We start from the raw sequence: 20,853 nt of genomic DNA, 5'->3' as shown, positions 1-20,853 counted from the left end.
CGGATGGGCAGATGCGCATCCGTCTTCTTCTGTCTTTAAAAACCTTTAATCGTCATCCCACCATCGACATAAAGCGTTTGCCCGGTCACGTAACGGGCTGAAGCAGACGATAAGAAGACAGCTGGTCCAACCAGTTCTTCTAATTCACCGACCCGACCGAGCGGTGTCACGTCAACGATCTCTTGCAGGTATGTAGGATCTTTCAGCAATGGCTCCGTTAATGGTGTCTTAAAATACCACGGTCCGATCGCATTGACACGAATGTTTCGTGGTCCCCATTCAAGCGCCAGTACTTTGGTCATCTGAATCATTGCCGCTTTCGTCGTCGCATACACGACGCCGGTCCGTAAGGCGACGTGACCAGCAACCGAGGCGATGTTCAGAATGCTTCCACCTGTCTCCTGCATCCGTTTCCCAATTTCTTGAGCGAAGAAGAAGGCGGATTTCAGATTGGTCTGTTGGATTGTTTCCCACTCGTCTTCTGTTACATCAAGTGCCTTCGAGCGAATGTTCATTCCGGCATTGTTGACGAGTCCATCAATCTGCGGTACTTGTTCGTAGGCACGAGCTACCGTCTCGACGACTTGTTTCCGGTCAGTGATGTCGCACGGGAAGATGTAAGCCGATCGACCGAGTCGTTCGATTTCTTGTGCCGTCTCCTTCAAATCCCGTTCCGTCCGGGCGACGAGAATGATGTTAGCACCGGCTTCTGCCATCCCGATGGCGAGCGCGCGACCAATGCCTCGACCAGCTCCTGTGATAAGAAATGTCTGATCGGTCAACGAAAAACTTGGAAGATACATGATGTCACGTCCTTTAAATGAGAGTCACTACTTACTCTAATGAAAAATTGACTGAAAAGAAAGAAAAATCACTTCGTGGTACAGTATAGATGGTAAAATATTGAAAAGGAGGGATAGGATGAAGCGTGGGTTAGTTGTGACATTATGTATAGCACTCGTAAGCCTTGCTGCGATTCAATTGGTCGGTACGGAAGTTTACCGTTATTTCTTTTATGAACCGGCATCTAATGGGACGCCTTTCATGACGAATGATGAAGAAAAAACGAACGTTAAATTTAAAAAGGACAAACAGAAAAAAGATGTACAAAGCGGGGGATTTTCGGATAAGGATGCATTAGGAGTTGCTACCTTTTACGTTGTCGTCGGTCTTGTCATACTACTGATCGTCCTCTTCAGTGTGCGTTACTTCTTGAAGCGTTTGCGAAAACGACGCAAACGAGAGAAGGTAATCGACGATTTAATGAAGTCGCCGCCGGTGTTTTCCCCAAATCGTTCGATACGACAAACAATTGTTGGTGAAGAATCAGAGTCAGAGATTCGCCGGCTTTTACAAACATTCGATCGGCAGCTGACAAGACAAAAACGCCGCCGCTCTGAAGAGACGGTCGGCGAATGGTTACAACGGATTGATGTCACGCTCGATCCATCGATCTATCATCTCGTCCGGTACGGTGAGACACCGGACTCGGCGATTTCACAAGATCAGGTCGATGATCTAAGGAATGAACTACAAGTGCATCTTCAGCGCGACTGACCGAGTAAATCAAGCAGGATCGCATGATGGGAGGCGTCTCGTGAGACGAGTGACAATTCGCGGACGACATCAAACCCGTCGACCGGTAACGTCTTGATTTCAGGTGACAGTCCATCTTGGAAAATCTCCGGCAATAGAGCGATACCAAGTCCTGCACGGATGAAACCGAGGACGCTCGATCCGAATTCCATCTCGTTTTCTGCTTGGTAGACGGCACCTCGCTCGATGAACGCGTCCTTTAGGATGTTCGTCGAATCGCAATCAATCGGAAGCGATAAGAAAGAGGCGTCACGAATTTGCTCAAACGCCACAGACGTACAGCCTATAAATCGTTCATCGTCTTGATGCACGTAAAGTAAAAAGTTCTCCGTATACAAATGCGTCGTGTGATACGGATGGACGTGATGTCGATCGTCGAGTAAGACGGCATCGTATCGGCGTTCTTCAAGGCCTTGCATCAAATCGATCGTCGTATGCGCCGTCTTCAACTTGAGATCTGGTGCCGTTGCTTGACGCGAGACGTGACGCGGGAGATACGTCATCGCGACGCTTGGCCATGATCCGAGTGTCAAGGTCGTCCGTTCGTCGATCGTACCAATCCGTCGTTTCATCTGATCGATCCGATCAAGCAGTTCACGACTCTCTTCAAAGACGATTTCGCCTGCTGGCGTCAACGTGACACCATGTGCCGATCGGTGTAACAAAGAGACATCAAGTGCACTCTCAAGACTTTTGATTTGTTTACTTAACGCCGGTTGCGTCATATGCAATACTTCGCTTGCTTTCGTCAGGCTGCCGGTCTCCGCGGTGACGAGGAATGCTTCCATCCATTCGGTCTTCATTGCTTCACGCTCTTTTCATACAGGTTGTTTAGAACGTACGTCATTTGAACGCATCTGACAATCATTTTGCATTTTTTATATTCTTAGTTTGGAATATTCTAAATCTGGAATATATAAAATAAAGAGGTGAACGGATATGAACGATTGGATACCAATACGATTCTCAGCACTCGGAGACGCGACACGGCTCCAACTCATTGAAGCGTTACGAAACGGTCCTCTCTCCGTCAATGAGTTAGCTGAACAATTACAGTTACGCCAACCGCAAACCTCGAAGCATTTGAAGCTGTTGCTTGACGCGGGACTGATCACTGTCGAACGACAGGCGAATCGTCGCTTGTACAGTCTTCGTCCAGAAGCGTTTCGAGAACTCGTCATATGGAGCAACTCGCTAGCGCAAATGGAAGCCCGCATGCATCGTCTAGACGCACATTTGAAGCAGATTCAGTCGAACGTGAAGGGAGACGGGACGAATGAAAAAGGAATTAAAGACTTCGATTGAGGGGAAGACGCTACGAATGGAATGGACGTGTGAAGCGCCGCGAGATAGCGTCTTTGCCGCATTTACGGAAAAAGAACAGCTTGAAGCGTGGTGGGGACCGGAAGGCTGGGAGTCAACGATCAAGACGTTCGAATTTCAACCGGGTGGTGTGTGGCATTATTGCATGCGCTGTGTTGATCCGGCGCAAGGTGACTTTTACGGCATGGAGTCGTGGGGAAAAGCGATTTTCAGGCACATCGATGCTCCGAATACGTATAGTCATGCCGATTACTTCTCAGACGCGTCAGGGGCGATCTCTGAACATTTACCAGGAAGCGAGAATGTCACGACATTTCTCGACCACGGGGAAACGACGTTGATCGTCTTCGAGTCGACCTATGAGACAGAAGAAGCTGTGCAAGAAGTGCTTGGTATGGGGATGAAGGAGGGCTTTACGTCGCAACTGTATCGCCTAGATCACCTATTGACGAAACAGTAAGAAGGAGTCGATGTTTTGGTGCGGAAGATCGGTTTAGCTTTATGTATCCTATTCTTAGTAGGTTGTGGAAAGTACACGATGGAAGAGGCGAAGGAGAACGGCGACATCATTGTCCAAAATGGTGTAGAGAACAGCGACCGATTCGAGTCCTTTTTGAAGAAATCGAAGCAAGGAAAATCAGATCAAATTCGCATCACAGCCTACACGACCGAGGGAGATCCGATTTTGTATGACGTCAAATATAATGGCAAGACGTATCAGTATTCGTCTGATTCATCACGTGATCAGTTCGGTTCTACAGACGACGATCGAGAGAATGAAGTCTGTCAGCAACTCGATAAAACGATCGTGAAGCAAGAGGCGATCTATACGTTACATCAATGCGCTGAAGGAACGGATCATGAATTGCTACGATTGCCAAAACAATAATCAAAAAGGATTGTGTCCCGTCGAATCAATCAGCGGGCACGATCCTTTTCATTCGCTATCAAGGCGACGCAAAGCTTCACGCCAACTTGAAAAACGTTCAATCAGTAATGTCAGTGAAGGAGCTTGGTGTGCACGTGCCCACTTAGCATACTGTTGACTCGTCAATAGCGGTCCATGAGTTTCTGCAGCTTGTTTAAGTGCTTCTAGGCAGTCTTGGTCAGTGAAGAAACCGTTCGAGGTGAGGTCGAAGTGTGCTAAGGCTTTTTTCCACGTACCGAACCGACGAATGATCGTATTCGCACTTAACATCTCTGGATGTAAATCCCGTAATTCCGTGTAGGAGCGAATCGTCATGTTCGTTCCTTTTTGTGCGACATAAAAGGCGACACTCTCCTCGATTGACCACCGTTTCGTTCGTTTGACCGCAGCCGGACGATTCAACGTCAGCCGGTCTTTGGTCGATAAGTGAGAAGTCTTGACGATGCCTGCTTTCTCTAATAGGTGTGCCCACGAGCCGAATCGTGCATTGATCTCTTCAAGTGATGGGTAAGGAAGTTGAGCCGCTAACTTTTGATAATGGGTAGCTTTCATAGGTGAATGGTGCATCTGATGAAGACCTTGAATCAAGCGGATGATCTTCTCATCCGTTGCTAAGGTAGAAGTGGAAGTCGGATGTTGACGCATGCAAGATATCTCCCTTTTGAATGGTTGTTTCAATTACAGGCTAGTGTAGCATGAGCGATTTCAAGAACATACTAACAATATCGTAAGGTAAGAAAAATAGCGCATTTTTATCCGAGAAATACAGGGAAATCAGGGATGTAAAGCGAATACAATATTATAGAAGAAAAGAGGGGGGACTGATCAATGACTGAACCACAGACGATTGATACGATGGAAGATATTTTAAAGATGCTCGACGCGCGATTGCGTGAACCAGGACCGTTTTGGGACAAGTTTTATGAAGATCGGACGAAACCGGTCCCATTTTTTAAGAACATTCCTGATGAGAACTTAGTTCGCTACGTCGAACAGAGATGGCTCTCACCGGGTGACGCGTGAGATCTCGGAACAGGACCGGGACGTAACGCGATCTACCTCGCAACACACGATTTCTCGGTGACAGGACTGGATCTTTCAGCAACCGCGTTAGAATGGGCAACGGAACAAGCACAACAGACTGGAGCGCATGTTGCGTTTCGAAAGCAAGATTTTCTAGAGACGACGGAACAGAATACATATGATTTCATTTACGATTCAGGCTGTTTTCACCATATGGCGCCACATCGACGTTTGACCTACGTGACGCGACTGAAGGAGATGTTGCGCCCCGGAGGATATTTCGGATTGACGTGTTTTGTTGCGGGCGGTCCGCTGGGCGGGGCGACCTTGACGGACTGGGAAGTCTATCAGGAAAATAGTCTTCAAGGTGGACTCGGTTACACGAAAGAACGATTACTTTACATATTCGATGCATTCGACGTCATCGAACTAACAGAAATGAAAGCCGTCGACAATCCAGAGGTGTTATTTGGTCATGCCGGACTGTGGACTGGTCTGTTCCGATTAAAGGAATGATTCGTCTGGCATTCGAGACGTGAACCAATCTATAAAATAATGGATATCCTCTAACGAGATGATTTGATGCGTATCGTAAGCGGCGAACAGTGACAAAAAGCGCGGTTCGTCCGGAAAATAATGAAGTAGAATCGGACGGAGTGTCTCTAAGTCGTGCACGAAGCTTTGATCTTCATCTAAGATGAGGTGATAGGCACTCCTAACGATCCGTTTCACGATCGAATCCGAATGAAGCAGAGCGATCTGATCTGTTTCTAGGAGAAATAAATCCGTTTTTAACTGCTCGCATAACCCACCGTTTAACGCGAAGCCAAGAGCGCGTGTCGGACGAAGGGACGGAAATCGACTTTGGAGATTTTCGCCTGCCAAAAACAAGTTGACGGATTTCAACCAGACGCCCCAGCGAAGTGCTTCGTCATCCCGTATGACGTCGCCAAGCAGACCGATGTCATAATCGATTTTGGTGACGAATGGATAGTTCGTCAACCAGTGTTCCGTCCGTTCATCTAACTGCATGCGTTCTTCTTCCGTCAACGGTTCTGTCAAAATCAGTGTAAAATCGAGATCAGATTCAAAGGGACGCGCCGTTCCTTTGGCAACGCTACCATACAAGTACACGCCATGAAACGCGGATAAGCTTTGTACATAGGCGACGACGTCGCGAATCACGGTACGATAACGGACAGGAATTGCTTCAGCGGAAGTAGGATTGTGGATGTAGCCATTTTTCGTGCCAAATGTCGTTGGATACTGCATCTATTTTCCTCCTCATCCTTCAGGAATTGATTGATAGCGATACCAGGTCTTGTTTCGCTGCACATATAAAAACATCGTATCATCTTTTTCTTGATAGATGACCGTACCGCTCTTAAGTCGATTAGCCATGCCGTCCTTGAGTGTCGTTTCGGATCGCATTTTTTTGATACGTGGACCAGGTGTTAAGGAGAGATCCGAGACAGTTACTAATTGATACAGTCGATAAACACGGTCATTTAAGCGGATCACATCTTGATTTTGTTCGATGGCTTCAGCCGCGATGAGGTCTGTCGTTGTAATCGTCGTCTCTTCCTGGCATCCACTGAGACAAAGAACAATTAACATTGTAGTAGCTAAAACTTTTTTCATGAAACACACCTCTTTTTCTAGTTATATATCGTAATTTCGATATATTCGGGTTATGCGATATAAGGGGAGCATCATGATTTCATCTGATTTTGAAAAAAATTTACAACCGACTACAGTCACGGTTCAAAGAAAACCTATCTCACCAGAGTGTACGTATTCTCCAACACATTCAATTTGCGACGAATCCGACGATCAAGGAGATTGCCGAGGCATTTCGCCTCTCACATAATACGATGTCCGAGCACGTCAAAAAGTTGGAGAAATTAGGTTATATCGAAAAAAACGGAATCCGGAAGATCAACGTCAAGTAACGATCGATTTAACAAACGATGGAGATACAATCGTTCGGCGTCATACAGAACTTGATCCTGAACGGTTGAATCGAGTGCTTGCTACGATGTCAAAAACAGACCAATAGACGATTGAACAGGCGTTTCGATTATTGCGAGAGGCTGCAGATGATTGCTTTTCTCGTTAAGGTATTGTCAAGCGCAGTGGTCATAGGTCTCGTTACCGAAGTTGCCCGTCGTTCACCGTCACGAGGTGGCGTATTGTCCGCGTTGCCGGTCGTTAGTCTGATCAGTTTCGCCTGGCTCGTCAAACAAGGAAGTGAACGGACCGAGCTCAGTACAGTTTTAAAGAGTGTGTTACTCGGGTTACCGGCGACATTTTTATTGCTAGCTGTCTTGTATTGGCTCATTCGTTTAGGGATTCCTGTGTTTTACAGTATAGTTGGTGCAACGAGTTTTTTTATCGTCTGTTGGTATGTTCAATATTATCTACAACAGTGGTGGCAGACGTAACGGAAAAGGAGAGAAAGCGGTGGTAACCCTTCAAACAGAACGATTGACGATTTATCCATGCACAGCGACAGACGTAACGCGTTTACAACAACAGCAATACGAGAACGGACCTGAAGTACAGCATCACTTGACGTTACTCGCGTCAGATCCATCGATGCTGTACTGGGGAAGTTGGCTCGTAATGACAAAAGACGGGCAGGTAGTCGGAGATATTGGATTCAAAGGGAAACCAGACTCGCGACAAGCAGTCGAAATCGGTTATGGTTTGTTACCAGCGTTTCTCAATCGAGGTTTTGCGACGGAAGCCGTCCGAGCCTTGATTGATTGGGTGTTCGACCAAACCGAAGTGAAGGCTGTACTCGCAAAGACGGATTTGACGAATCAAGCATCGATCAGGGTGCTTGAAAAAGCGGAATTGATTCAGATTGGGAGCGACGATCGGTATATCATGTGGGAGCGTTTGAAGTAGGTGTAAAGGAAACTTGACAGGTGGTGCGTTATTTACATATAGTGGAATAAGCGAGGTGGAACCATGAAAAATCAGGTCAAGAAGATGCGCGAGGGACGAGGTTGGTCGCAAGGCGAACTGGCAAAACGATTGAACGTATCGCGTCAGACGGTCATTTCCATCGAAAAAGAGCGGTATAATCCGTCACTTGACCTCGCTTTTGCACTGGCTGATTTGTTTGAGCGGCGAATCGAAGATATTTTTACACCGAGTCGAACGAACGAGGAGGGAGCGGAATGATGCGAGTCAATGTGTTACTAGATATTTTTTTAATAGGAGTAGGTCTGTACTTAATAATGACGGATCCTGCGGCTAAAACACTCGGAATCATCCTCTTTTTAGCAGGTGTCACGTCACGTATCACAGGAACGGTATTCTCGCCAACGGAACCGTATGATGAGCGTCAAGGAACGATTAAAATCCGTAGTGGACATATCGCTTATCTCGTAAGTATCGGATATCTTTTTTTGATTTTAGTTCTCGTCAATTTATCAATCCTTCAAGACATTCAATTTGCTCTGTTGTTGGCATTAGGAGGACAAATCTTACTCTTCCCGATTACGTTGCTGTATGTGAATCGGAAGATGTGAATTAGGGGCTAAAGATTCCTCGATGATTGGATAAAACAAAGAGAGGAAAAAGCTACATTCCTCTCTTGGTACTTAAAAATTAGTGACGCGGAGCAAACAGCATGACACTGACGCCGATTAAACAGATTAAAGCACCAATTATGTCATAGGTATCTGGTGATTTACGATCTATGATCCAGCCCCAAAATACGGACATGACGATGAATACACCACCATAAGCTGCATAGACGCGACTGAATGTTGGAAATTGCTGAAACGTAGCAATGATGCCATATAAAATGAGGGCGAGTCCTCCCATTAAACCGAAGTACACAGGTCGTCCCTCTCTTAGCCATAGCCAAATCAAATATCCGCCACCAATCTCACTTAAACCAGCAATAAAGAAAATGAAAGCTGACATGATCACGATTCAGCCCTCAATCGCAAACGTATCACGCAATTCGATGATCGTTCCTTCCGGTGCTTTTAATTTACTCAGATGTCCATCGACGACGAAATAGATGTTGCCACCGTGTTTTGGTAAAAAAGGCATCCCGAGTTGTTCCAGTCGTGTTACTTCCTCTTGCAAGTCGTCAACATAGAGGGCGAAATGAACAGGACCCGCTGCTTGTTTCGTGTAATCGGTGAACGGTTGACCGGATTTGGGTGTCTGTAACTCGATATAGAAATCACCGAGTCGTAACCAGCTGTTAAAGTCGCGATCATGAAAACCAGGCGATTCCTGAACGAGCGTGAACCCGAGCTGTTCATAAAATTGTTTGGATGCGACGTAATCTGTCGTCTGAATGCAGATGTGATGAATTTGTTTCATACTAAAACCTTCCTTCGTGTTCAATGAAATCATGCAGAACTAGTGTAGCATTTCGCGAATCAGTTGGAGTAATAGAAATGGAGAATACGATGCAACATGCCATAAATTTGATGTGTGAACGTTTTTCGTTAGGGCAAACGATCAGCGAACCTGTCCGATTGACGGGTGGTCTTCTGCATGAGTCGTGGCGACTACAGACAACGACAGGATTCTATGTCTTAAAACGATTGAATCAGGAAATCATGCGACGTCCTGAAGCACGAAACAACTTTAAGATGTCAGAAGACGTTGCGATGCAAGCGTCTCTTTACTTAGCAGCATTACCAGCACGTCGCGTCAACGATCAAGTGTTTGATTGGGTCGATGGCAAGACGTTATCAGCCGATCAAATTCGACCGACACATGCACGACAAATCGGAGTTCAATTAGGACGATTGCATGGTCATTCCGTGGCGACGACTGGCTTTCCAAAGCCAGATACCTCCAGTATGCCAATCGATTGGAACGATTACCTAGAAGAAGGAAAGCGACAGCAATCAGACTGGCTACAGTTGCTAGTCGAAGAACAGGAACAGCTACAACGACTGGAACGATTAGCACTGGAAGCAAAACTGCAACTACCTGAAGACTGGATCGTCAGCCATCGTGATCTTGATCCGAAAAATGTTCTCTGGACAACGAATGGTCCGGTCTTGATCGACTGGGAGTCTGCAGGATTGATTCATCGAGCCGTCGACGTATTTGAAACCGCCTGTTATTGGTCAAAACGTAAAGACGATACGTTTGATCGTGATCGATTTAACGCAGTTCTTGCTGGTTATACGATAAATCAACGTTTGCCTGATGTCGACTGGCTTCATGTCATCAATATCAGTGTCCAAGGATAGTTGGATTGGCTGAAGTTCAATCTGGATCGTTCACTCGGGAAACGCAGTGTTCCTGAAGCGGAACGAACGCTCGGAACAGAGCAGGTCCTTTTAACGATAAAAGAACTACAGGTTCACGACCGGAATCTCTGGATTAAGGGGATATTGGCAAGATGATAATCAGAAAGAGGCACTGAATCATTCGATTCGATGCCTCTTTCGTTATTAAAATGATTTGACTAGATGTTCAACGGTTGATTCAGGAGTACGAAACGAAACATACCCGAGTTGCTTGATCCGGTCATTCGAAAATGTCGCTTGTTCCGCTGGACGATCTGGTGCTTGAATTTGTTTACCACTTGCTTCAATCAATTTCATGCGGAAATCTGTTTCTGGCAGATTAACATCAATCGCATTAAAGATGTCCCCATCTTGCGCATTTGTTGCAGCAAGAACAATCATCTCGACTAGGTTATCCGCATGGATCCACGGAACGACGTCTTCCGGGTGTAACCAAGTAATGAGATCTGCCACTTTCATCCGCTCGACTTGTCGATCCCCCCAGTAGGATTGTTTCTCGGCACAAATAGAACCAGGTCGGAGGATGATTAAATCGGAATCGGGTGTATATTCCTGTAACAGGCGTTCCGATAACTGCTTTGTATGAATGTAGACGTGCTCTGACGGTAGGAGCGGTGACGTTTCCGAAAAATGTCCACTCACGACTTCTCCGTAAACGGAAGTCGTCGAGATATGTATGATGCGCTTGACACAAGCATTTGTTGCAGCATCGGCGAGATGTTTCACACCTGTGACGTTTGCTTCTTCCGCTAAGTCGGGGTCATCCCCAAGGTAGGCAGCACAGTGGATCAAGAGATCGACGCCTTGAAGTGCTGCAACAAGCGAAGCCGGATTACCGAGCTCGCCGATGATTGGAATAACGTCATTTGTTGAATAGTGATCCGCCTGTTCCTGAGAACGATAGAGTCCTCGAACTTCACACGCTTCTTTAAGAAAACGTTGCGCGACACGTGAGCCAAGCGTCCCGGTCATCCCTGTAATCAAAATCGTACTCTCGTTTAAGTTCATGATGCTTACTCCTTTGACTCCGTCTTTTCAGCGAAACATTTCTCACAAATGAAACGACCTTCGCTTTTTAAGTAAGCTTTTACTTCCGTCATCCCGCGATGTTTTGGATAACGCATCTGGATATAAACCTTTTCGTTTCCTTCGATCGTTTTGCCACAATGAATGCATGTCGGTTCTTTACCAAACATCCTATCGCTCCCTATATTTTTATCTTCTACCTTATCGTAAAGGAAAATTAAGGATGTTGGAAGAATAAAGTAAAAAAAGAATCTAAAGAAAGGTGTCTATGATCTTCATTGCTATTTTTCTCGCTGTGGGTGGAATCGTTTGGTTCATTTCAGCGCGCAGTCAATCGAAACATCCCTCGCTCGACGATCAGGAGTATACACTGAATCAACATGATGTCCATCAGCAGCAAAATCATCGTGATTTTTGAAGGCATGTCAAGGAGCATCCGGTCGATTGACTGTATGCTCCTTTTTAGCGATTGCGTACATAAAGGAAATATTTCGCGTTGCTCCAAATCAAGGCGATAATCAATAAACTGATTGCGAAGATCTGAGACTGTCCGGTTTCATACGAATAAATGACCAATACGACGATGACACCCATCAATAGGAGTTGCAACGAAGATTGTGAACGAATGAGACCTTCTAACATGACGTGTCGTTCTCCGTCATCAGAGGCGGCAAATAGCTTTTTGACATAGTTTGTTTCCGAGTACTTTGGGAAATCACGGTTTGGGTAGATGTGACGCATAAGATTAAGATAATAATAGGATGCAAAACTACTGATGATGAAAAAGAGACCACTTAGTAATAAATGAAGTCCGAAATGATTTTCGATGATGCTAAAAGATGCGAGACCGATGCTGAGAAGAGTAGAAACCTGAACCATCATCATGCCATCCGCATAGTATCGATTCACTTGACCGTCAATCGCATCCTCGTCGTCTGAAGAAACAGGACGTCGAGTCAATTGACGAATTTGCAAATAGCGCACGATATAACTGAGGGTAAGAACCGTCAAGATAACGAAAAGACCAGTGAATATGTAATTAAGATAGAGCGATAGTTCAAACTTTGACAAGCTGGTATGATTGAAGACAGACATAACGATATAGCTACTAATGAAACCGAGCAGTGCTGCGATGATGACTTTGATTGCTTCTTTTTTCATATTAATTCCTCCTCATCGAAATAAAAAATTTCTTCTAACGGCGTATCAAACACACGAGAAATTTTGACAGCAATCAATAGCGAAGGCATGAATTCTTCACGCTCGATTAAGCTGATTGTCTGGCGTGAAATGTTTGCACGCCGCGCCAGTTCAGACTGATTCCATCCGTGACGAGCACGTAATTCTTTTAAGCGGGATTTCATATAGGGATTCACCTCCTATATAATGTAACTTATCATAGTCTTTTTGACAACGATAATAGTCAAAAAAGATAATATGATGGTCATTAATATGTAAATCAATCATATCGATGGGATAAATTGTATACTAGAATAAGTCGAAAGGAGATGTGAAACATATCGATGAAATCTCAGTCATCTGTAAACGATGTTTTTTATCATGATGAGGATGGTACGTGCCAAATCGCTTCGGTTCTACAAATCGAAGAGACACTACTCAAACAAAAAATCACCTATCTCCAAGACGTGACAGACTCGGACGCAAGTAATACATATGAACAAGGACGTCAGCAGCTATTAGACAAACTCGATACGTTAAGACGTTCGGTAAAAATGAATCTTATCTCTCGCGACGATGTCCCGCTCCGAACGCGAGCACTCTGGAAACAGTCACTCAGAGCGACGCGTGTAACGGAAGAGGAAGCGCGTCTCATCCAAGAGTATCTTCGGATTGAGGCAACGATGCTGACACAATCAGGAGAAGCGGTTTCTGATCTCTATGCCGCCTTATTTGATGCAGATGAGCCGACACGGAAACAAGCATTCTTATCGATTGAAGAAGCGTTCCGGACGAATGAATCCGTCATTCAACGATTATTTTCGCAACTTGTCGACATGCGACAAGTGCGTGCTTCTGCAAGCCATCAGGCGAGTTACGAAGAATTGGCTTTTTCGGAGCTTGGTCGTATCGATTATTCAAGCAAGGATGTCAATCATTACGCCAGCATCGTTCAAACTTATTTCCGACCGGTTAAACAGCAATTTCAGCTCGAGCAACAAACGTTTCTTGGCAAACAGGCGCTCCATCCGTGGGACGTCCGGCAATCGGCCTATACGCAGATTGATCATCGCATAACCGGTTCTGACGCTTCATTTTTAGATAAGGCACAAGCGATTCTTGAGAGCGTTCATCCGTCTTTTGCTGACATATTACAAGAAATGCGCCAAGCGGTTCATCTCGATATCGATGCCCGTTCAAACAAAGCTGGAGGAGGATTTTGTGAGTATTTTCCCGTCGAACGTCTATCATTCTTGTTCATGAATCGTATGCAGACATTCGATGATCTCGTCATCTTCATGCACGAGATGGGGCATGCCGTCCATAACGATGCAATGAAAGAGACGTATGATGGACTTCAACCGATTCCGCTCGAAGTAGGGGAATTCGCCGCCATGTCACTTGAGCTGTTGACGATGAACGAGTGGCACCAAGTGATTCCAGATCGAAGAGACGTTGCCCGGGCGAAACTCGAACAGATCCGTTCGATAGTGGAGTTCTTGCCGCAAACGATCATCGTCGATCGTTTTCAATCATGGCTCTATGCTCACCCTGACCATCTGCCGGAAGAACGACAAGCTTCTTTTGCACGTCTCCGGGAGACCTATGATACGGACATCCTCGATTGGTCGGAAACGCCTGATTGGAAAGGACTCGAATGGATGAGTGTCATTCATCTCTTTGAGACGCCTTTCTATTACATTGAGTATGCTATAGCGCAGCTTGCCGCTCTTCAGTTGTATCACCGTTATACGAAAGATCCTGCCCAAACGATGAAGGACTTCCTTGCAGCTTTAGCGCTCAGTCAAACCCATTCGGTTCAAGAGGTTTATGCGAGAGCGGGTGTGTCATTCTTACCGAGTGATGCGAAAATGAGAGAGTTGCTGACATTTCTAGAAGGTCAAATCGAAGCTTGGATAAATGAGTTAGATCAATTAGACGATGAAGATGTTAAAAAGAGAAAGTCTTAATCCGGAGCGACAGATGTACAAAACGATAGGAGGACGAACATGAATATACGTAAAAACATTGTCTATGCGACGTTATTCAATACTACAGGCAGTCAGATATTGATGGTCGAGAACCGTGGCGAACACGGTGACTACTATACACTGCCGGGAGGAACCGTCGAACATGACGAAACGCTACATACTGCAATCACGCGTGAAGTACTTGAGGAGACAGGCTTCACCATCATTCCAGGGGACATCGTCCATGTGGCGGAAGCATTCTTCCCGCAAGCGGGGGAACATTGTCTGTTTTTCTTCTTCGCGGGAGAAATCACTTCCGGTCAATTGAAGACGAATGTTCCAGAAGAAATTTCCGGACTCGTCTGGATGGACCGTGAAGAAGCGTTCAAACATCTTAATTTACCGGAAGCGTCAAAAGAGTCGCTTTTTGCTGGTCGAACGGTACCGTATGATTTTGCCGGAGAGATCATTCACGCGTAAGGAAGTGTCGCTTGACGTACTAAGGTGCCGGATTTTCGGGTACAACATTACAGGAGCCTTACCCGAAATTTGTAGAAAGTCAGGTGAACACACAGTATGTCGATTCTTACGTTTGACGAAGTCAGCTATCAACACATCTTACACGAAATAACGGGTGAGTTCCGCGAAGGTGTCATTACGACGATCGTCGGACCGAGTGGTGCCGGAAAATCCACGACATTGAAACACATCAACGGACTTATTTCTCCCGATCGCGGCGAAATTTGTTTTCGAGGCGAACCACTCGAGCAGATGAATCTGCTCGACGTCCGCAAACGGATCGGAATGGCGTTCCAAAGCGCGCCGATGATTCCAGGTACCGTCTACGATAATATTAATTTACCGAAATCGATCTTCGGGGAATCGTTACCACGCGAGGAGGCGGAACGCTTGCTACAACAAGTCGAACTATCCGTCGAACTTGAACGACCGGTCAAAGATTTGTCCGGTGGCGAACGGAGCCGACTCGGAATCGCACGAACACTCGTTAATCGACCGGACGTCCTGTTGCTTGACGAAATCACGGCAAGTCTCGATTACCGGATGGTACAAGAAATTGAGAAGCTGATTCTTGATTTACAGCAGGAGTTGCAGACGACGATCATTTGGATTACGCATGACTTAGAGCAAGCCAAGCGGGTCAGCGACGACGTCTGGTTTTTAAAAGACGGTCGATTGATTGAGTCTGGTGCTTTTAAAGAACTCGTTTCAAGTGGTCAAGCAGAGACACAAGCGTTCTTGAAGGGGGTATCGATATGAGTTACCTCCAACTGGCGACTTCGCTGATCTTCATTTTGATCCCCCTCGTCTTAGCGCGGACGTTACGGCTTGGTCTAGAGAAGGACATCCTCATCGCAACCGTTCGATCAATCGTCCAACTCTTGATCATCGGTTATATTTTGACGTTCGTCTTTGAAAGCAGCAGTCCAATTTTCATGTTACTCATGATTCTGTTGATGATCGGTGCAGCGACACTGAACGTCATCCGTAAAGGGGACGGGATTCCCGGGATCCAGTGGATCATCTTGTTGACATTGATTGCGGTCGAAGCATTGACGATGGGCATTTTGCTTGGATTACAAATCATTCCGTTTGAAGCCCAGCAAGTCATTCCGATCAGCGGGATGGTCATTGGGAACTGTATGATTTTGTCCTTGTTGTTTCTTAATAAGTTCAAGGACGAGGTCGAACGAAGCGACGAGGTCATCGAACTGATTCTTTCGCTTGGTGGAGATGCGAAGACAGCGATTGATACGAGCTTAAAAGGCGCGATCCGGACAAGTATGATTCCAACGATTGAAGCGCAAAAAACGATGGGCCTCGTCCAATTGCCAGGGATGATGAGTGGGTTGATCATCGGTGGCGCGGATCCAATGGAAGCGGTCCTTTATCAACTATTGATTCTATTCCTGATCTTGACGACGGCGGCGATGGCATCGGTCCTCGTTGGTTTTCTATCCTACCGTAGACTATTCAATGAAAAAGCACAATTCATCGGTTTGACCTATAAGAAAAAAGACACGTAAGGAGCACGTTATGCAGATTTATCCGATTACTGAAGCCGACCTGCAACTGGTCGAACTAGCAACCAAAACGATTCAAAGCCGTTACGCTGACGATAAACATCACGTCGCAGCTGCGTTGCGGACAAAAGATGGCGCGACGAAAACGGGTGTTCATGTCGAAGCGTATATCGGACGGGTGACGGTGTGCGCGGAAGCCATTACGATCGGTTCCGCCATCACGGATGGATTGACGGATTTTGAGACGATCGTCGCAGTTCGACATCCCTATTCGGATGAGACGGACCGAACGATTCATGTCGTCAGTCCGTGCGGCATGTGTCGCGAATTGATTTCTGATTATGCACCGGACGCATTTGTCCTCTTGAAGATCGACGATCAGTTGACGAAAGTGCGGATTGCAGACTTAATTCCACTTAAATATGTTCGTTCGTGATTATAAGAATGGAATAAAATTCGTTGATTTAAAAAAGAAACGAAGGAACTATCATCGTCTGAGATGTGTAGTTTCTTCGTTTTTCTTTTTGTAGAACACTTAGTTTTGTAATTAAAAAAAGCTCAACATCGTTAATGCATTCTTTTCTTCTCATTATGGTTTCCTTCCTCTTTTTATGAATTATGAAGTAATATAAAAAAAAGAAAGGTATAATTTAAAAATATAAAATTTGTAATTTTACTTAAAAATTTTACTTAAATCTAAATTTAAAAGGAGTGTTATCATTTGGCGACGATTAAAGATATTGCTAAAAAAGTAGGCTGTTCCATTTCGACAGTTTCACGGGTATTAAATAATGATTTAAGTTTATCGGTTGGTGATGAGACGCGAACGCGGATATTTGAGGTAGCTGAAGAGCTTGGTTACAAAAAAAAGACGATGAAATCACTCGTTAAAAATATTGCTTTTTTGTATTGGTTGACAGATAAAGAGGAGCTTGAAGATATTTATTTTCACACGATGCGAATTGCGATCGAGAGATTGGCTAGGGAGAATAACATGGAGTTAACGACCTACAAAGTAGCGGATGGGATTGAAAAGATTCCGCTAAACATCGAGGGATTTATTGCAGTGGGTTCTTTTATGGATCGAGAACTGGAATATTTAAGAGAGTTGACGACTAATGGAGTCTTCATAGATTCGACACCAGATGCTGAACACTATGATTCGGTGCGTCCAGACCTTGACCAAATCACACGAAAGACAATAGAAGTTCTGAAGCAGCAGGGACATAAAGAAATTGGATTTATCGGTGGAACTTTTCAGAATGCTGATACAAATGTAGAAGAAATGGATGGGCGGGAACGTGCTTTTCGTAAGTATATGCAGCAAGAAGGAATGCTAAATGAGACATTTATCTTCTGTCATCATGGTTTTTCAGTTGATAATGGCTATTTTTTAATGAGTCAAGCGATTGAACGCCTTGGTGAAAATATGCCAACCGCTTTTTTTGTAGCGGCAGATCCAATCGCCGTCGGCTGTCTGCAAGCACTTCACGAAAAACAAATTGATGTCCCGAACCGCGTCAGCCTGATCAGTGTGAATAATACGAGTATCGCGAAGTATGTTTCGCCTCCCTTGACGACTTTCAATATCGATATTGAAGAAATTTGTAAAAATGCGATTCACTTATTACTTGAACAAATCATTGAAAAACGAAAAGTAGTAAAAACATTGTATATAGGTTCTGAGTTAATTATGAGAAAAAGCACCATTTAATTTTAGTAAATTTTTTACTAAAATTATTTACTAAATCTTCTTAGAGTGTTATATTTTATTTGTTAAAGCGCTTTCATTTGTGTTTTACAATTCTCTAAGGAGGTTTGGTTTTTTTATGAAAAAACAATTGAAATATTCTGCTGTACTTAGTGGTTTTGTATTGAGTATGTCGTTAGCTGCGTGTGGTCCGCAAGAGGAGGCAAAAGATACAAAGACTCATAATGGAAAAATCAATTTAGTCGTTTGGGAAGATATCGAAAAAAGCGAAGGAATCAAATCTGCTGTGAGACGATTTGAAAAAGAGAATGATGTTAACATCAAAGTTGTTGAAAAACCGTATGCAAAACAAATTGAAGATCTCCGGTTGGACGGACCGGCCGGAACAGGTCCCGATTTATTGACAATGCCTGGAGACCAAATTGGAACGGCAGTAACGGAAGGAATCATAAAAGAAATAAAGATTCCGAAAGACGTCCAGTCTCAATATACGGATGTTGCACTTGATTCACAAATCGTCAAAGGCAAAATTTACGGCGTGCCTAAAGCTGTGGAGACGACGATTCTATATTACAACAAGAAATTAGTCTCAGATAAAGCGTTACCTAAAACGATAGAAGATTGGTACACATTGTCGAAAAAGATGAAAACTGAAAAGTCGTTCGGTTTTTTAGCATTATTTGACCAAGTTTATTATGCGCAGAGTGTCATGAGTGGGTATGGCGGTTACATATTCAAACGTTCGGAAAGTGGAGTATACGACACAAAAGACATCGGGTTAGCGAATGCTGGCGCAATTGAAGGAGCAAACTACATTCAAAAATTCTACAAGGAGAAGCTGTTTCCGTCGGGAATTATTGGTGAACAAGGGATTAACGTTTTGGAATCACTGTTTACGGAAGGAAAGGCAGCAGCTATCATCTCTGGTCCATGGAATGTTGGACCATTTGAGAAAGCGGGCATCGATTTTGGGGTCGCCAAACTTCCTGAGCTTGAAAATGGGAAAAATATGAGTTCATTTTTAGGTGTAAAAAGTTATAACGTTAGTAGCTATTCAAAACACGCAGAGCTTACTGAAAAATTAGCGCTCTATTTAACGAACGAAGAAAATTCAAAAAAGCGTTTTGAAATCACAAAAGAAGTACCTGCCATCAGTGCATTAGCGAATGATCCGATTGTTACAAAAAGTCCAGCAGCTCAAGCCGTGGCAGAACAATCAAAATTTGCTGAGTTGACACCAAATATCCCGGAAATGAATGAAGTTTGGAAACCAGTTGATGCAGCCCTTCAAACCATCGCAACAGGAAAGGTTGAACCAAAACAGGCGATGACTCAAGCCGTTAATACCATCGAAGGACAAGTTAAAGCGAAACACAGTTCGAAATGAGAATGGTGATTCCGATTCGTCAGTTAGACCATTGATATAGTCTGCTGATAGATAATTTGTGAAGAGGTGAAAGACGTGCGACATCGTAGAATAGGTCTGCTTTTGTCAGTGATTCCTGGACTTGGGCAATTGTATCATCGTCAGTGGATTAAAGGTATTTTGTTGTTAACGGTCAGTGTTGCATTTTTGATTGCGTTCGCCGACTTATTGAACATGGGATTGTGGGGCATCGTCACGCTTGGTACGGAAGTACCGCGAGACAATTCTATTTTCTTACTAGCACAAGGCATCATCGCCATCATCGTATTGTTGTTCGGTCTCACCCTTTATTTTTATAATCTTCGAGATGCATACCGAACTGGACAAAAAAGAGACAAAGGATTACGAATAAGTTCATTTAAGTCAGATTATTTAAACTTGATTGGTCAGGGATACCCTTACGTGGTAAGTGGTCCGGCATTATTTCTCTTAATTTTTGCGGTCATTTTCCCGATTTTATTTAGTTTTGCGTTAGCCTTTACAAACTACGATCTTTACCATTCTCCACCAGCAAAATTAGCCGATTGGGTCGGATTTTCCACTTTTGCTCAAATATTCAAAGTGGATATATGGCGATCGACATTCTTTGATGTGTTGTCTTGGACGATTGTCTGGACTTTAGTCGCATCGACCTTGCAAATTTCCGTAGGTATTTTGTTAGCAGTTCTCGTCAACCAGAAAGAAGTTCGCTTTAAAAAAGTCATCCGAACGATATTCGTCCTTCCATGGGCAGTTCCAGGATTCGTGACGATTTTAGTGTTCGCAGGACTCTTCAATGACAGTTTTGGTTCAATTAACAACGATGTTCTCGCTTTTTTCGGCATCGATGCATTACCTTGGTTGACGGACGAAAAGTGGACGCGTGTGGCACTTGTTTTCATGCAAGGGTGGTTAGGTTTTCCCTACGTGTTTCTTGTCACGACAGGAGTCTTACAATCGATTCCTGAAGATTTATATGAAGCGGCGACAATCGATGGCGCATCAATCTTTGCGAAATTCCGCTTCATCACGATGCCGATGGTGTTACTTGCGATGTCGCCGATTATCATTACGCAGTTTACATTTAATTTCAACAATTTCAACATCATTTATCTGTTCAATGGTGGCGGTCCGTCTGTACCTGGATCAAACGCGGGAGGGACCGATATTCTCGTATCTTGGATTTACAAATTAACGATGCAATCGGGTCAATATGCATTAGCCGCCGCTTTAACGATTTTACTTTCGATTTTTGTCATTACAATTGCGCTTTGGCAGTTTAGACGTACAAATTCGTTTAAGGAAGGGGCGTGACGGTAGTGTCGAATATAAAAAGACTACGTTTCATTC

At 44.5% G+C, this 20,853-nt stretch carries 29 protein-coding genes and 1 pseudogene; 19 read left to right on the top strand and 11 right to left on the bottom strand.

Going from position 1 to position 20,853, the window contains the following annotated elements:
- Positions 1-35 precede the first annotated feature (35 nt).
- Entirely contained in the window at positions 36-803 is a 768-nt protein-coding gene (locus B4F99_RS13310) for an SDR family NAD(P)-dependent oxidoreductase (RefSeq protein WP_290758803.1), read from the bottom strand.
- A gap of 118 nt (positions 804-921) precedes the next feature.
- On the opposite strand from B4F99_RS13310, the gene B4F99_RS13305 reads away from it, so the two are divergent.
- Positions 922-1,557 carry a hypothetical protein gene (locus B4F99_RS13305; RefSeq protein ID WP_290758800.1) on the top strand — a complete coding sequence of 212 codons (636 nt, stop codon included), beginning with the start codon at positions 922-924 and terminating at the stop codon, positions 1,555-1,557.
- On the opposite strand, the gene B4F99_RS13300 is transcribed toward B4F99_RS13305, so the two are convergent.
- Positions 1,545-2,399, bottom strand: a complete 855-nt coding sequence (locus B4F99_RS13300) for a LysR family transcriptional regulator (RefSeq protein ID WP_290758798.1) — start codon at positions 2,397-2,399, stop codon at positions 1,545-1,547. The genes B4F99_RS13305 and B4F99_RS13300 overlap by 13 nt on opposite strands.
- 136 nt (positions 2,400-2,535) lie before the next feature.
- Between B4F99_RS13300 and B4F99_RS13295 the strand changes: the two genes are divergently transcribed.
- From B4F99_RS13295 to B4F99_RS13285, 3 genes are read left to right on the top strand one after another with little or no spacing between them, the layout of a single operon-like run.
- Positions 2,536-2,901 (top strand): ArsR/SmtB family transcription factor, encoded by a 366-nt coding sequence (locus tag B4F99_RS13295; protein ID WP_290758796.1) that lies wholly within the window; start codon positions 2,536-2,538, stop codon positions 2,899-2,901.
- Positions 2,873-3,379 (top strand): SRPBCC family protein, encoded by a 507-nt coding sequence (locus tag B4F99_RS13290; protein ID WP_290758793.1) that lies wholly within the window; start codon positions 2,873-2,875, stop codon positions 3,377-3,379. Before B4F99_RS13295 ends, B4F99_RS13290 begins: the two co-directional genes overlap by 29 nt.
- Before the next feature lie 18 nt (positions 3,380-3,397).
- Entirely contained in the window at positions 3,398-3,808 is a 411-nt protein-coding gene (locus B4F99_RS13285) for a DUF4362 domain-containing protein (protein WP_290758791.1), read from the top strand.
- A 48-nt stretch (positions 3,809-3,856) separates the two neighbouring features.
- Here B4F99_RS13285 and B4F99_RS13280 read toward each other — a convergent pair whose 3' ends face one another.
- Positions 3,857-4,492 carry a homing endonuclease associated repeat-containing protein gene (locus B4F99_RS13280; protein ID WP_290758788.1) on the bottom strand — a complete coding sequence of 212 codons (636 nt, stop codon included), beginning with the start codon at positions 4,490-4,492 and terminating at the stop codon, positions 3,857-3,859.
- Positions 4,493-4,675: 183 nt separating this feature from the next.
- On the opposite strand from B4F99_RS13280, the pseudogene B4F99_RS13275 reads away from it, so the two are divergent.
- Positions 4,676-5,386, top strand: a pseudogene (locus tag B4F99_RS13275) (class I SAM-dependent methyltransferase).
- On the opposite strand, the gene B4F99_RS13270 reads toward B4F99_RS13275, so the two are convergent.
- Both B4F99_RS13270 and B4F99_RS13265 read right to left on the bottom strand, forming a co-directional pair.
- Entirely contained in the window at positions 5,375-6,142 is a 768-nt protein-coding gene (locus tag B4F99_RS13270; protein ID WP_290758785.1) for a nucleotidyltransferase domain-containing protein, read from the bottom strand. The pseudogene B4F99_RS13275 and the gene B4F99_RS13270 sit on opposite strands and share 12 nt — an antisense overlap.
- Before the next feature lie 12 nt (positions 6,143-6,154).
- Positions 6,155-6,511, bottom strand: coding sequence for a hypothetical protein (locus tag B4F99_RS13265; RefSeq protein WP_290758783.1), 357 nt, complete (start codon positions 6,509-6,511; stop codon positions 6,155-6,157).
- 89 nt (positions 6,512-6,600) lie between these two features.
- Here B4F99_RS13265 and B4F99_RS15530 point away from each other — a divergent pair, with 89 nt between their 5' ends.
- The 5 genes from B4F99_RS15530 to B4F99_RS13245 all read left to right on the top strand — a co-directional run bounded on the left by B4F99_RS15530 (position 6,601) and on the right by B4F99_RS13245 (position 8,412).
- The gene (locus B4F99_RS15530) at positions 6,601-6,822 is read left to right on the top strand and encodes a MarR family winged helix-turn-helix transcriptional regulator (protein WP_396209267.1); all 222 of its coding nucleotides are present in this window, start codon (positions 6,601-6,603) and stop codon (positions 6,820-6,822) included.
- A 147-nt stretch (positions 6,823-6,969) separates the two neighbouring features.
- On the top strand, positions 6,970-7,314 hold the full coding sequence (locus tag B4F99_RS13260; RefSeq protein WP_290758780.1) for a DUF3147 family protein: 345 nt from the start codon (positions 6,970-6,972) through the stop codon (positions 7,312-7,314).
- Between the two features lie 19 nt (positions 7,315-7,333).
- Positions 7,334-7,783 carry a GNAT family N-acetyltransferase gene (locus tag B4F99_RS13255; protein WP_290758777.1) on the top strand — a complete coding sequence of 150 codons (450 nt, stop codon included), beginning with the start codon at positions 7,334-7,336 and terminating at the stop codon, positions 7,781-7,783.
- Between the two features lie 63 nt (positions 7,784-7,846).
- Entirely contained in the window at positions 7,847-8,062 is a 216-nt protein-coding gene (locus tag B4F99_RS13250; protein WP_290758774.1) for a helix-turn-helix transcriptional regulator, read from the top strand.
- The gene (locus B4F99_RS13245) at positions 8,059-8,412 is read left to right on the top strand and encodes a hypothetical protein (protein ID WP_290758770.1); all 354 of its coding nucleotides are present in this window, start codon (positions 8,059-8,061) and stop codon (positions 8,410-8,412) included. The genes B4F99_RS13250 and B4F99_RS13245 overlap by 4 nt, the downstream gene beginning before the upstream one ends.
- Before the next feature lie 79 nt (positions 8,413-8,491).
- On the opposite strand, the gene B4F99_RS13240 is transcribed toward B4F99_RS13245, so the two are convergent.
- Together B4F99_RS13240 and B4F99_RS13235 are read right to left on the bottom strand one after the other, a co-directional pair.
- Complete coding sequence (locus tag B4F99_RS13240) at positions 8,492-8,812, bottom strand: YnfA family protein (protein ID WP_396200677.1); 321 nt, start codon at positions 8,810-8,812, stop codon at positions 8,492-8,494.
- 9 nt (positions 8,813-8,821) lie between these two features.
- Complete coding sequence (locus B4F99_RS13235) at positions 8,822-9,223, bottom strand: VOC family protein (protein WP_290758764.1); 402 nt, start codon at positions 9,221-9,223, stop codon at positions 8,822-8,824.
- A gap of 77 nt (positions 9,224-9,300) precedes the next feature.
- On the opposite strand from B4F99_RS13235, the gene B4F99_RS13230 reads away from it, so the two are divergent.
- Positions 9,301-10,110 carry a phosphotransferase gene (locus B4F99_RS13230; RefSeq protein ID WP_290758760.1) on the top strand — a complete coding sequence of 270 codons (810 nt, stop codon included), beginning with the start codon at positions 9,301-9,303 and terminating at the stop codon, positions 10,108-10,110.
- Positions 10,111-10,314: 204 nt separating this feature from the next.
- Here B4F99_RS13230 and B4F99_RS13225 read toward each other — a convergent pair whose 3' ends face one another.
- From B4F99_RS13225 to B4F99_RS13210, 4 genes are all read right to left on the bottom strand, one after another.
- On the bottom strand, positions 10,315-11,178 hold the full coding sequence (locus tag B4F99_RS13225) for an NAD-dependent epimerase/dehydratase family protein (protein WP_290758757.1): 864 nt from the start codon (positions 11,176-11,178) through the stop codon (positions 10,315-10,317).
- Between the two features lie 5 nt (positions 11,179-11,183).
- Positions 11,184-11,366 carry a hypothetical protein gene (locus tag B4F99_RS13220; RefSeq protein WP_035407678.1) on the bottom strand — a complete coding sequence of 61 codons (183 nt, stop codon included), beginning with the start codon at positions 11,364-11,366 and terminating at the stop codon, positions 11,184-11,186.
- A gap of 292 nt (positions 11,367-11,658) precedes the next feature.
- Positions 11,659-12,357, bottom strand: coding sequence for a DUF3169 family protein (locus B4F99_RS13215; RefSeq protein ID WP_214854083.1), 699 nt, complete (start codon positions 12,355-12,357; stop codon positions 11,659-11,661).
- Positions 12,354-12,560, bottom strand: a complete 207-nt coding sequence (locus tag B4F99_RS13210; protein WP_035407684.1) for a helix-turn-helix transcriptional regulator — start codon at positions 12,558-12,560, stop codon at positions 12,354-12,356. Before B4F99_RS13210 ends, B4F99_RS13215 begins: the two co-directional genes overlap by 4 nt.
- A 159-nt stretch (positions 12,561-12,719) precedes the next feature.
- Between B4F99_RS13210 and B4F99_RS13205 the strand changes: the two genes are divergently transcribed.
- From B4F99_RS13205 to B4F99_RS13170, 8 genes are all read left to right on the top strand, one after another.
- Entirely contained in the window at positions 12,720-14,345 is a 1,626-nt protein-coding gene (locus tag B4F99_RS13205; RefSeq protein ID WP_290758754.1) for a M3 family metallopeptidase, read from the top strand.
- Positions 14,346-14,384: 39 nt separating this feature from the next.
- Positions 14,385-14,825 carry an NUDIX domain-containing protein gene (locus B4F99_RS13200; RefSeq protein ID WP_214854077.1) on the top strand — a complete coding sequence of 147 codons (441 nt, stop codon included), beginning with the start codon at positions 14,385-14,387 and terminating at the stop codon, positions 14,823-14,825.
- A 96-nt stretch (positions 14,826-14,921) separates the two neighbouring features.
- The gene (locus B4F99_RS13195) at positions 14,922-15,623 is read left to right on the top strand and encodes an ABC transporter ATP-binding protein (protein ID WP_290758748.1); all 702 of its coding nucleotides are present in this window, start codon (positions 14,922-14,924) and stop codon (positions 15,621-15,623) included.
- Positions 15,620-16,390, top strand: coding sequence for an ABC transporter permease (locus B4F99_RS13190; RefSeq protein ID WP_214854071.1), 771 nt, complete (start codon positions 15,620-15,622; stop codon positions 16,388-16,390). The genes B4F99_RS13195 and B4F99_RS13190 overlap by 4 nt, the downstream gene beginning before the upstream one ends.
- A gap of 10 nt (positions 16,391-16,400) precedes the next feature.
- Complete coding sequence (locus B4F99_RS13185) at positions 16,401-16,823, top strand: cytidine deaminase (protein WP_290758744.1); 423 nt, start codon at positions 16,401-16,403, stop codon at positions 16,821-16,823.
- Between the two features lie 285 nt (positions 16,824-17,108).
- Positions 17,109-18,101, top strand: coding sequence for a LacI family DNA-binding transcriptional regulator (locus B4F99_RS13180; protein WP_214854065.1), 993 nt, complete (start codon positions 17,109-17,111; stop codon positions 18,099-18,101).
- A 115-nt stretch (positions 18,102-18,216) separates the two neighbouring features.
- Positions 18,217-19,485 carry a sugar ABC transporter substrate-binding protein gene (locus B4F99_RS13175; protein WP_290758741.1) on the top strand — a complete coding sequence of 423 codons (1,269 nt, stop codon included), beginning with the start codon at positions 18,217-18,219 and terminating at the stop codon, positions 19,483-19,485.
- A gap of 75 nt (positions 19,486-19,560) precedes the next feature.
- Positions 19,561-20,817, top strand: coding sequence for a carbohydrate ABC transporter permease (locus B4F99_RS13170; protein ID WP_290758738.1), 1,257 nt, complete (start codon positions 19,561-19,563; stop codon positions 20,815-20,817).
- Positions 20,818-20,853: the final 36 nt, after the last annotated feature.

This window comes from Exiguobacterium sp. UBA3491, from assembly GCF_002377745.1.
In the GTDB taxonomy this organism is placed as follows: Bacteria; Bacillota; Bacilli; order Exiguobacteriales; family Exiguobacteriaceae; genus Exiguobacterium_A.
Note: the sequence above shows the minus strand (reverse complement) of the source record. Positions and strands in the feature narration are given on the sequence as shown.

What these genes read in the sequence shown, in the direction of transcription:
- B4F99_RS13310 (WP_290758803.1), bottom strand. Translation starts at nt 803, where the DNA reads ATGTATCTTCCAAGTTTTTCGTTGACCGATCAGACATTTCTTATCACA.
- B4F99_RS13305 (WP_290758800.1), top strand. Translation starts at nt 922, where the DNA reads ATGAAGCGTGGGTTAGTTGTGACATTATGTATAGCACTCGTAAGCCTT.
- B4F99_RS13300 (WP_290758798.1), bottom strand. Translation starts at nt 2,399, where the DNA reads ATGAAGACCGAATGGATGGAAGCATTCCTCGTCACCGCGGAGACCGGC.
- B4F99_RS13295 (WP_290758796.1), top strand. Translation starts at nt 2,536, where the DNA reads ATGAACGATTGGATACCAATACGATTCTCAGCACTCGGAGACGCGACA.
- B4F99_RS13290 (WP_290758793.1), top strand. Translation starts at nt 2,873, where the DNA reads ATGAAAAAGGAATTAAAGACTTCGATTGAGGGGAAGACGCTACGAATG.
- B4F99_RS13280 (WP_290758788.1), bottom strand. Translation starts at nt 4,492, where the DNA reads ATGCGTCAACATCCGACTTCCACTTCTACCTTAGCAACGGATGAGAAG.
- B4F99_RS13270 (WP_290758785.1), bottom strand. Translation starts at nt 6,142, where the DNA reads ATGCAGTATCCAACGACATTTGGCACGAAAAATGGCTACATCCACAAT.
- B4F99_RS13265 (WP_290758783.1), bottom strand. Translation starts at nt 6,511, where the DNA reads ATGAAAAAAGTTTTAGCTACTACAATGTTAATTGTTCTTTGTCTCAGT.
- B4F99_RS13260 (WP_290758780.1), top strand. Translation starts at nt 6,970, where the DNA reads ATGATTGCTTTTCTCGTTAAGGTATTGTCAAGCGCAGTGGTCATAGGT.
- B4F99_RS13250 (WP_290758774.1), top strand. Translation starts at nt 7,847, where the DNA reads ATGAAAAATCAGGTCAAGAAGATGCGCGAGGGACGAGGTTGGTCGCAA.
- B4F99_RS13245 (WP_290758770.1), top strand. Translation starts at nt 8,059, where the DNA reads ATGATGCGAGTCAATGTGTTACTAGATATTTTTTTAATAGGAGTAGGT.
- B4F99_RS13240 (WP_396200677.1), bottom strand. Translation starts at nt 8,812, where the DNA reads ATGTCAGCTTTCATTTTCTTTATTGCTGGTTTAAGTGAGATTGGTGGC.
- B4F99_RS13235 (WP_290758764.1), bottom strand. Translation starts at nt 9,223, where the DNA reads ATGAAACAAATTCATCACATCTGCATTCAGACGACAGATTACGTCGCA.
- B4F99_RS13230 (WP_290758760.1), top strand. Translation starts at nt 9,301, where the DNA reads ATGGAGAATACGATGCAACATGCCATAAATTTGATGTGTGAACGTTTT.
- B4F99_RS13225 (WP_290758757.1), bottom strand. Translation starts at nt 11,178, where the DNA reads ATGAACTTAAACGAGAGTACGATTTTGATTACAGGGATGACCGGGACG.
- B4F99_RS13220 (WP_035407678.1), bottom strand. Translation starts at nt 11,366, where the DNA reads ATGTTTGGTAAAGAACCGACATGCATTCATTGTGGCAAAACGATCGAA.
- B4F99_RS13215 (WP_214854083.1), bottom strand. Translation starts at nt 12,357, where the DNA reads ATGAAAAAAGAAGCAATCAAAGTCATCATCGCAGCACTGCTCGGTTTC.
- B4F99_RS13210 (WP_035407684.1), bottom strand. Translation starts at nt 12,560, where the DNA reads ATGAAATCCCGCTTAAAAGAATTACGTGCTCGTCACGGATGGAATCAG.
- B4F99_RS13205 (WP_290758754.1), top strand. Translation starts at nt 12,720, where the DNA reads ATGAAATCTCAGTCATCTGTAAACGATGTTTTTTATCATGATGAGGAT.
- B4F99_RS13200 (WP_214854077.1), top strand. Translation starts at nt 14,385, where the DNA reads ATGAATATACGTAAAAACATTGTCTATGCGACGTTATTCAATACTACA.
- B4F99_RS13195 (WP_290758748.1), top strand. Translation starts at nt 14,922, where the DNA reads ATGTCGATTCTTACGTTTGACGAAGTCAGCTATCAACACATCTTACAC.
- B4F99_RS13190 (WP_214854071.1), top strand. Translation starts at nt 15,620, where the DNA reads ATGAGTTACCTCCAACTGGCGACTTCGCTGATCTTCATTTTGATCCCC.
- B4F99_RS13185 (WP_290758744.1), top strand. Translation starts at nt 16,401, where the DNA reads ATGCAGATTTATCCGATTACTGAAGCCGACCTGCAACTGGTCGAACTA.
- B4F99_RS13175 (WP_290758741.1), top strand. Translation starts at nt 18,217, where the DNA reads ATGAAAAAACAATTGAAATATTCTGCTGTACTTAGTGGTTTTGTATTG.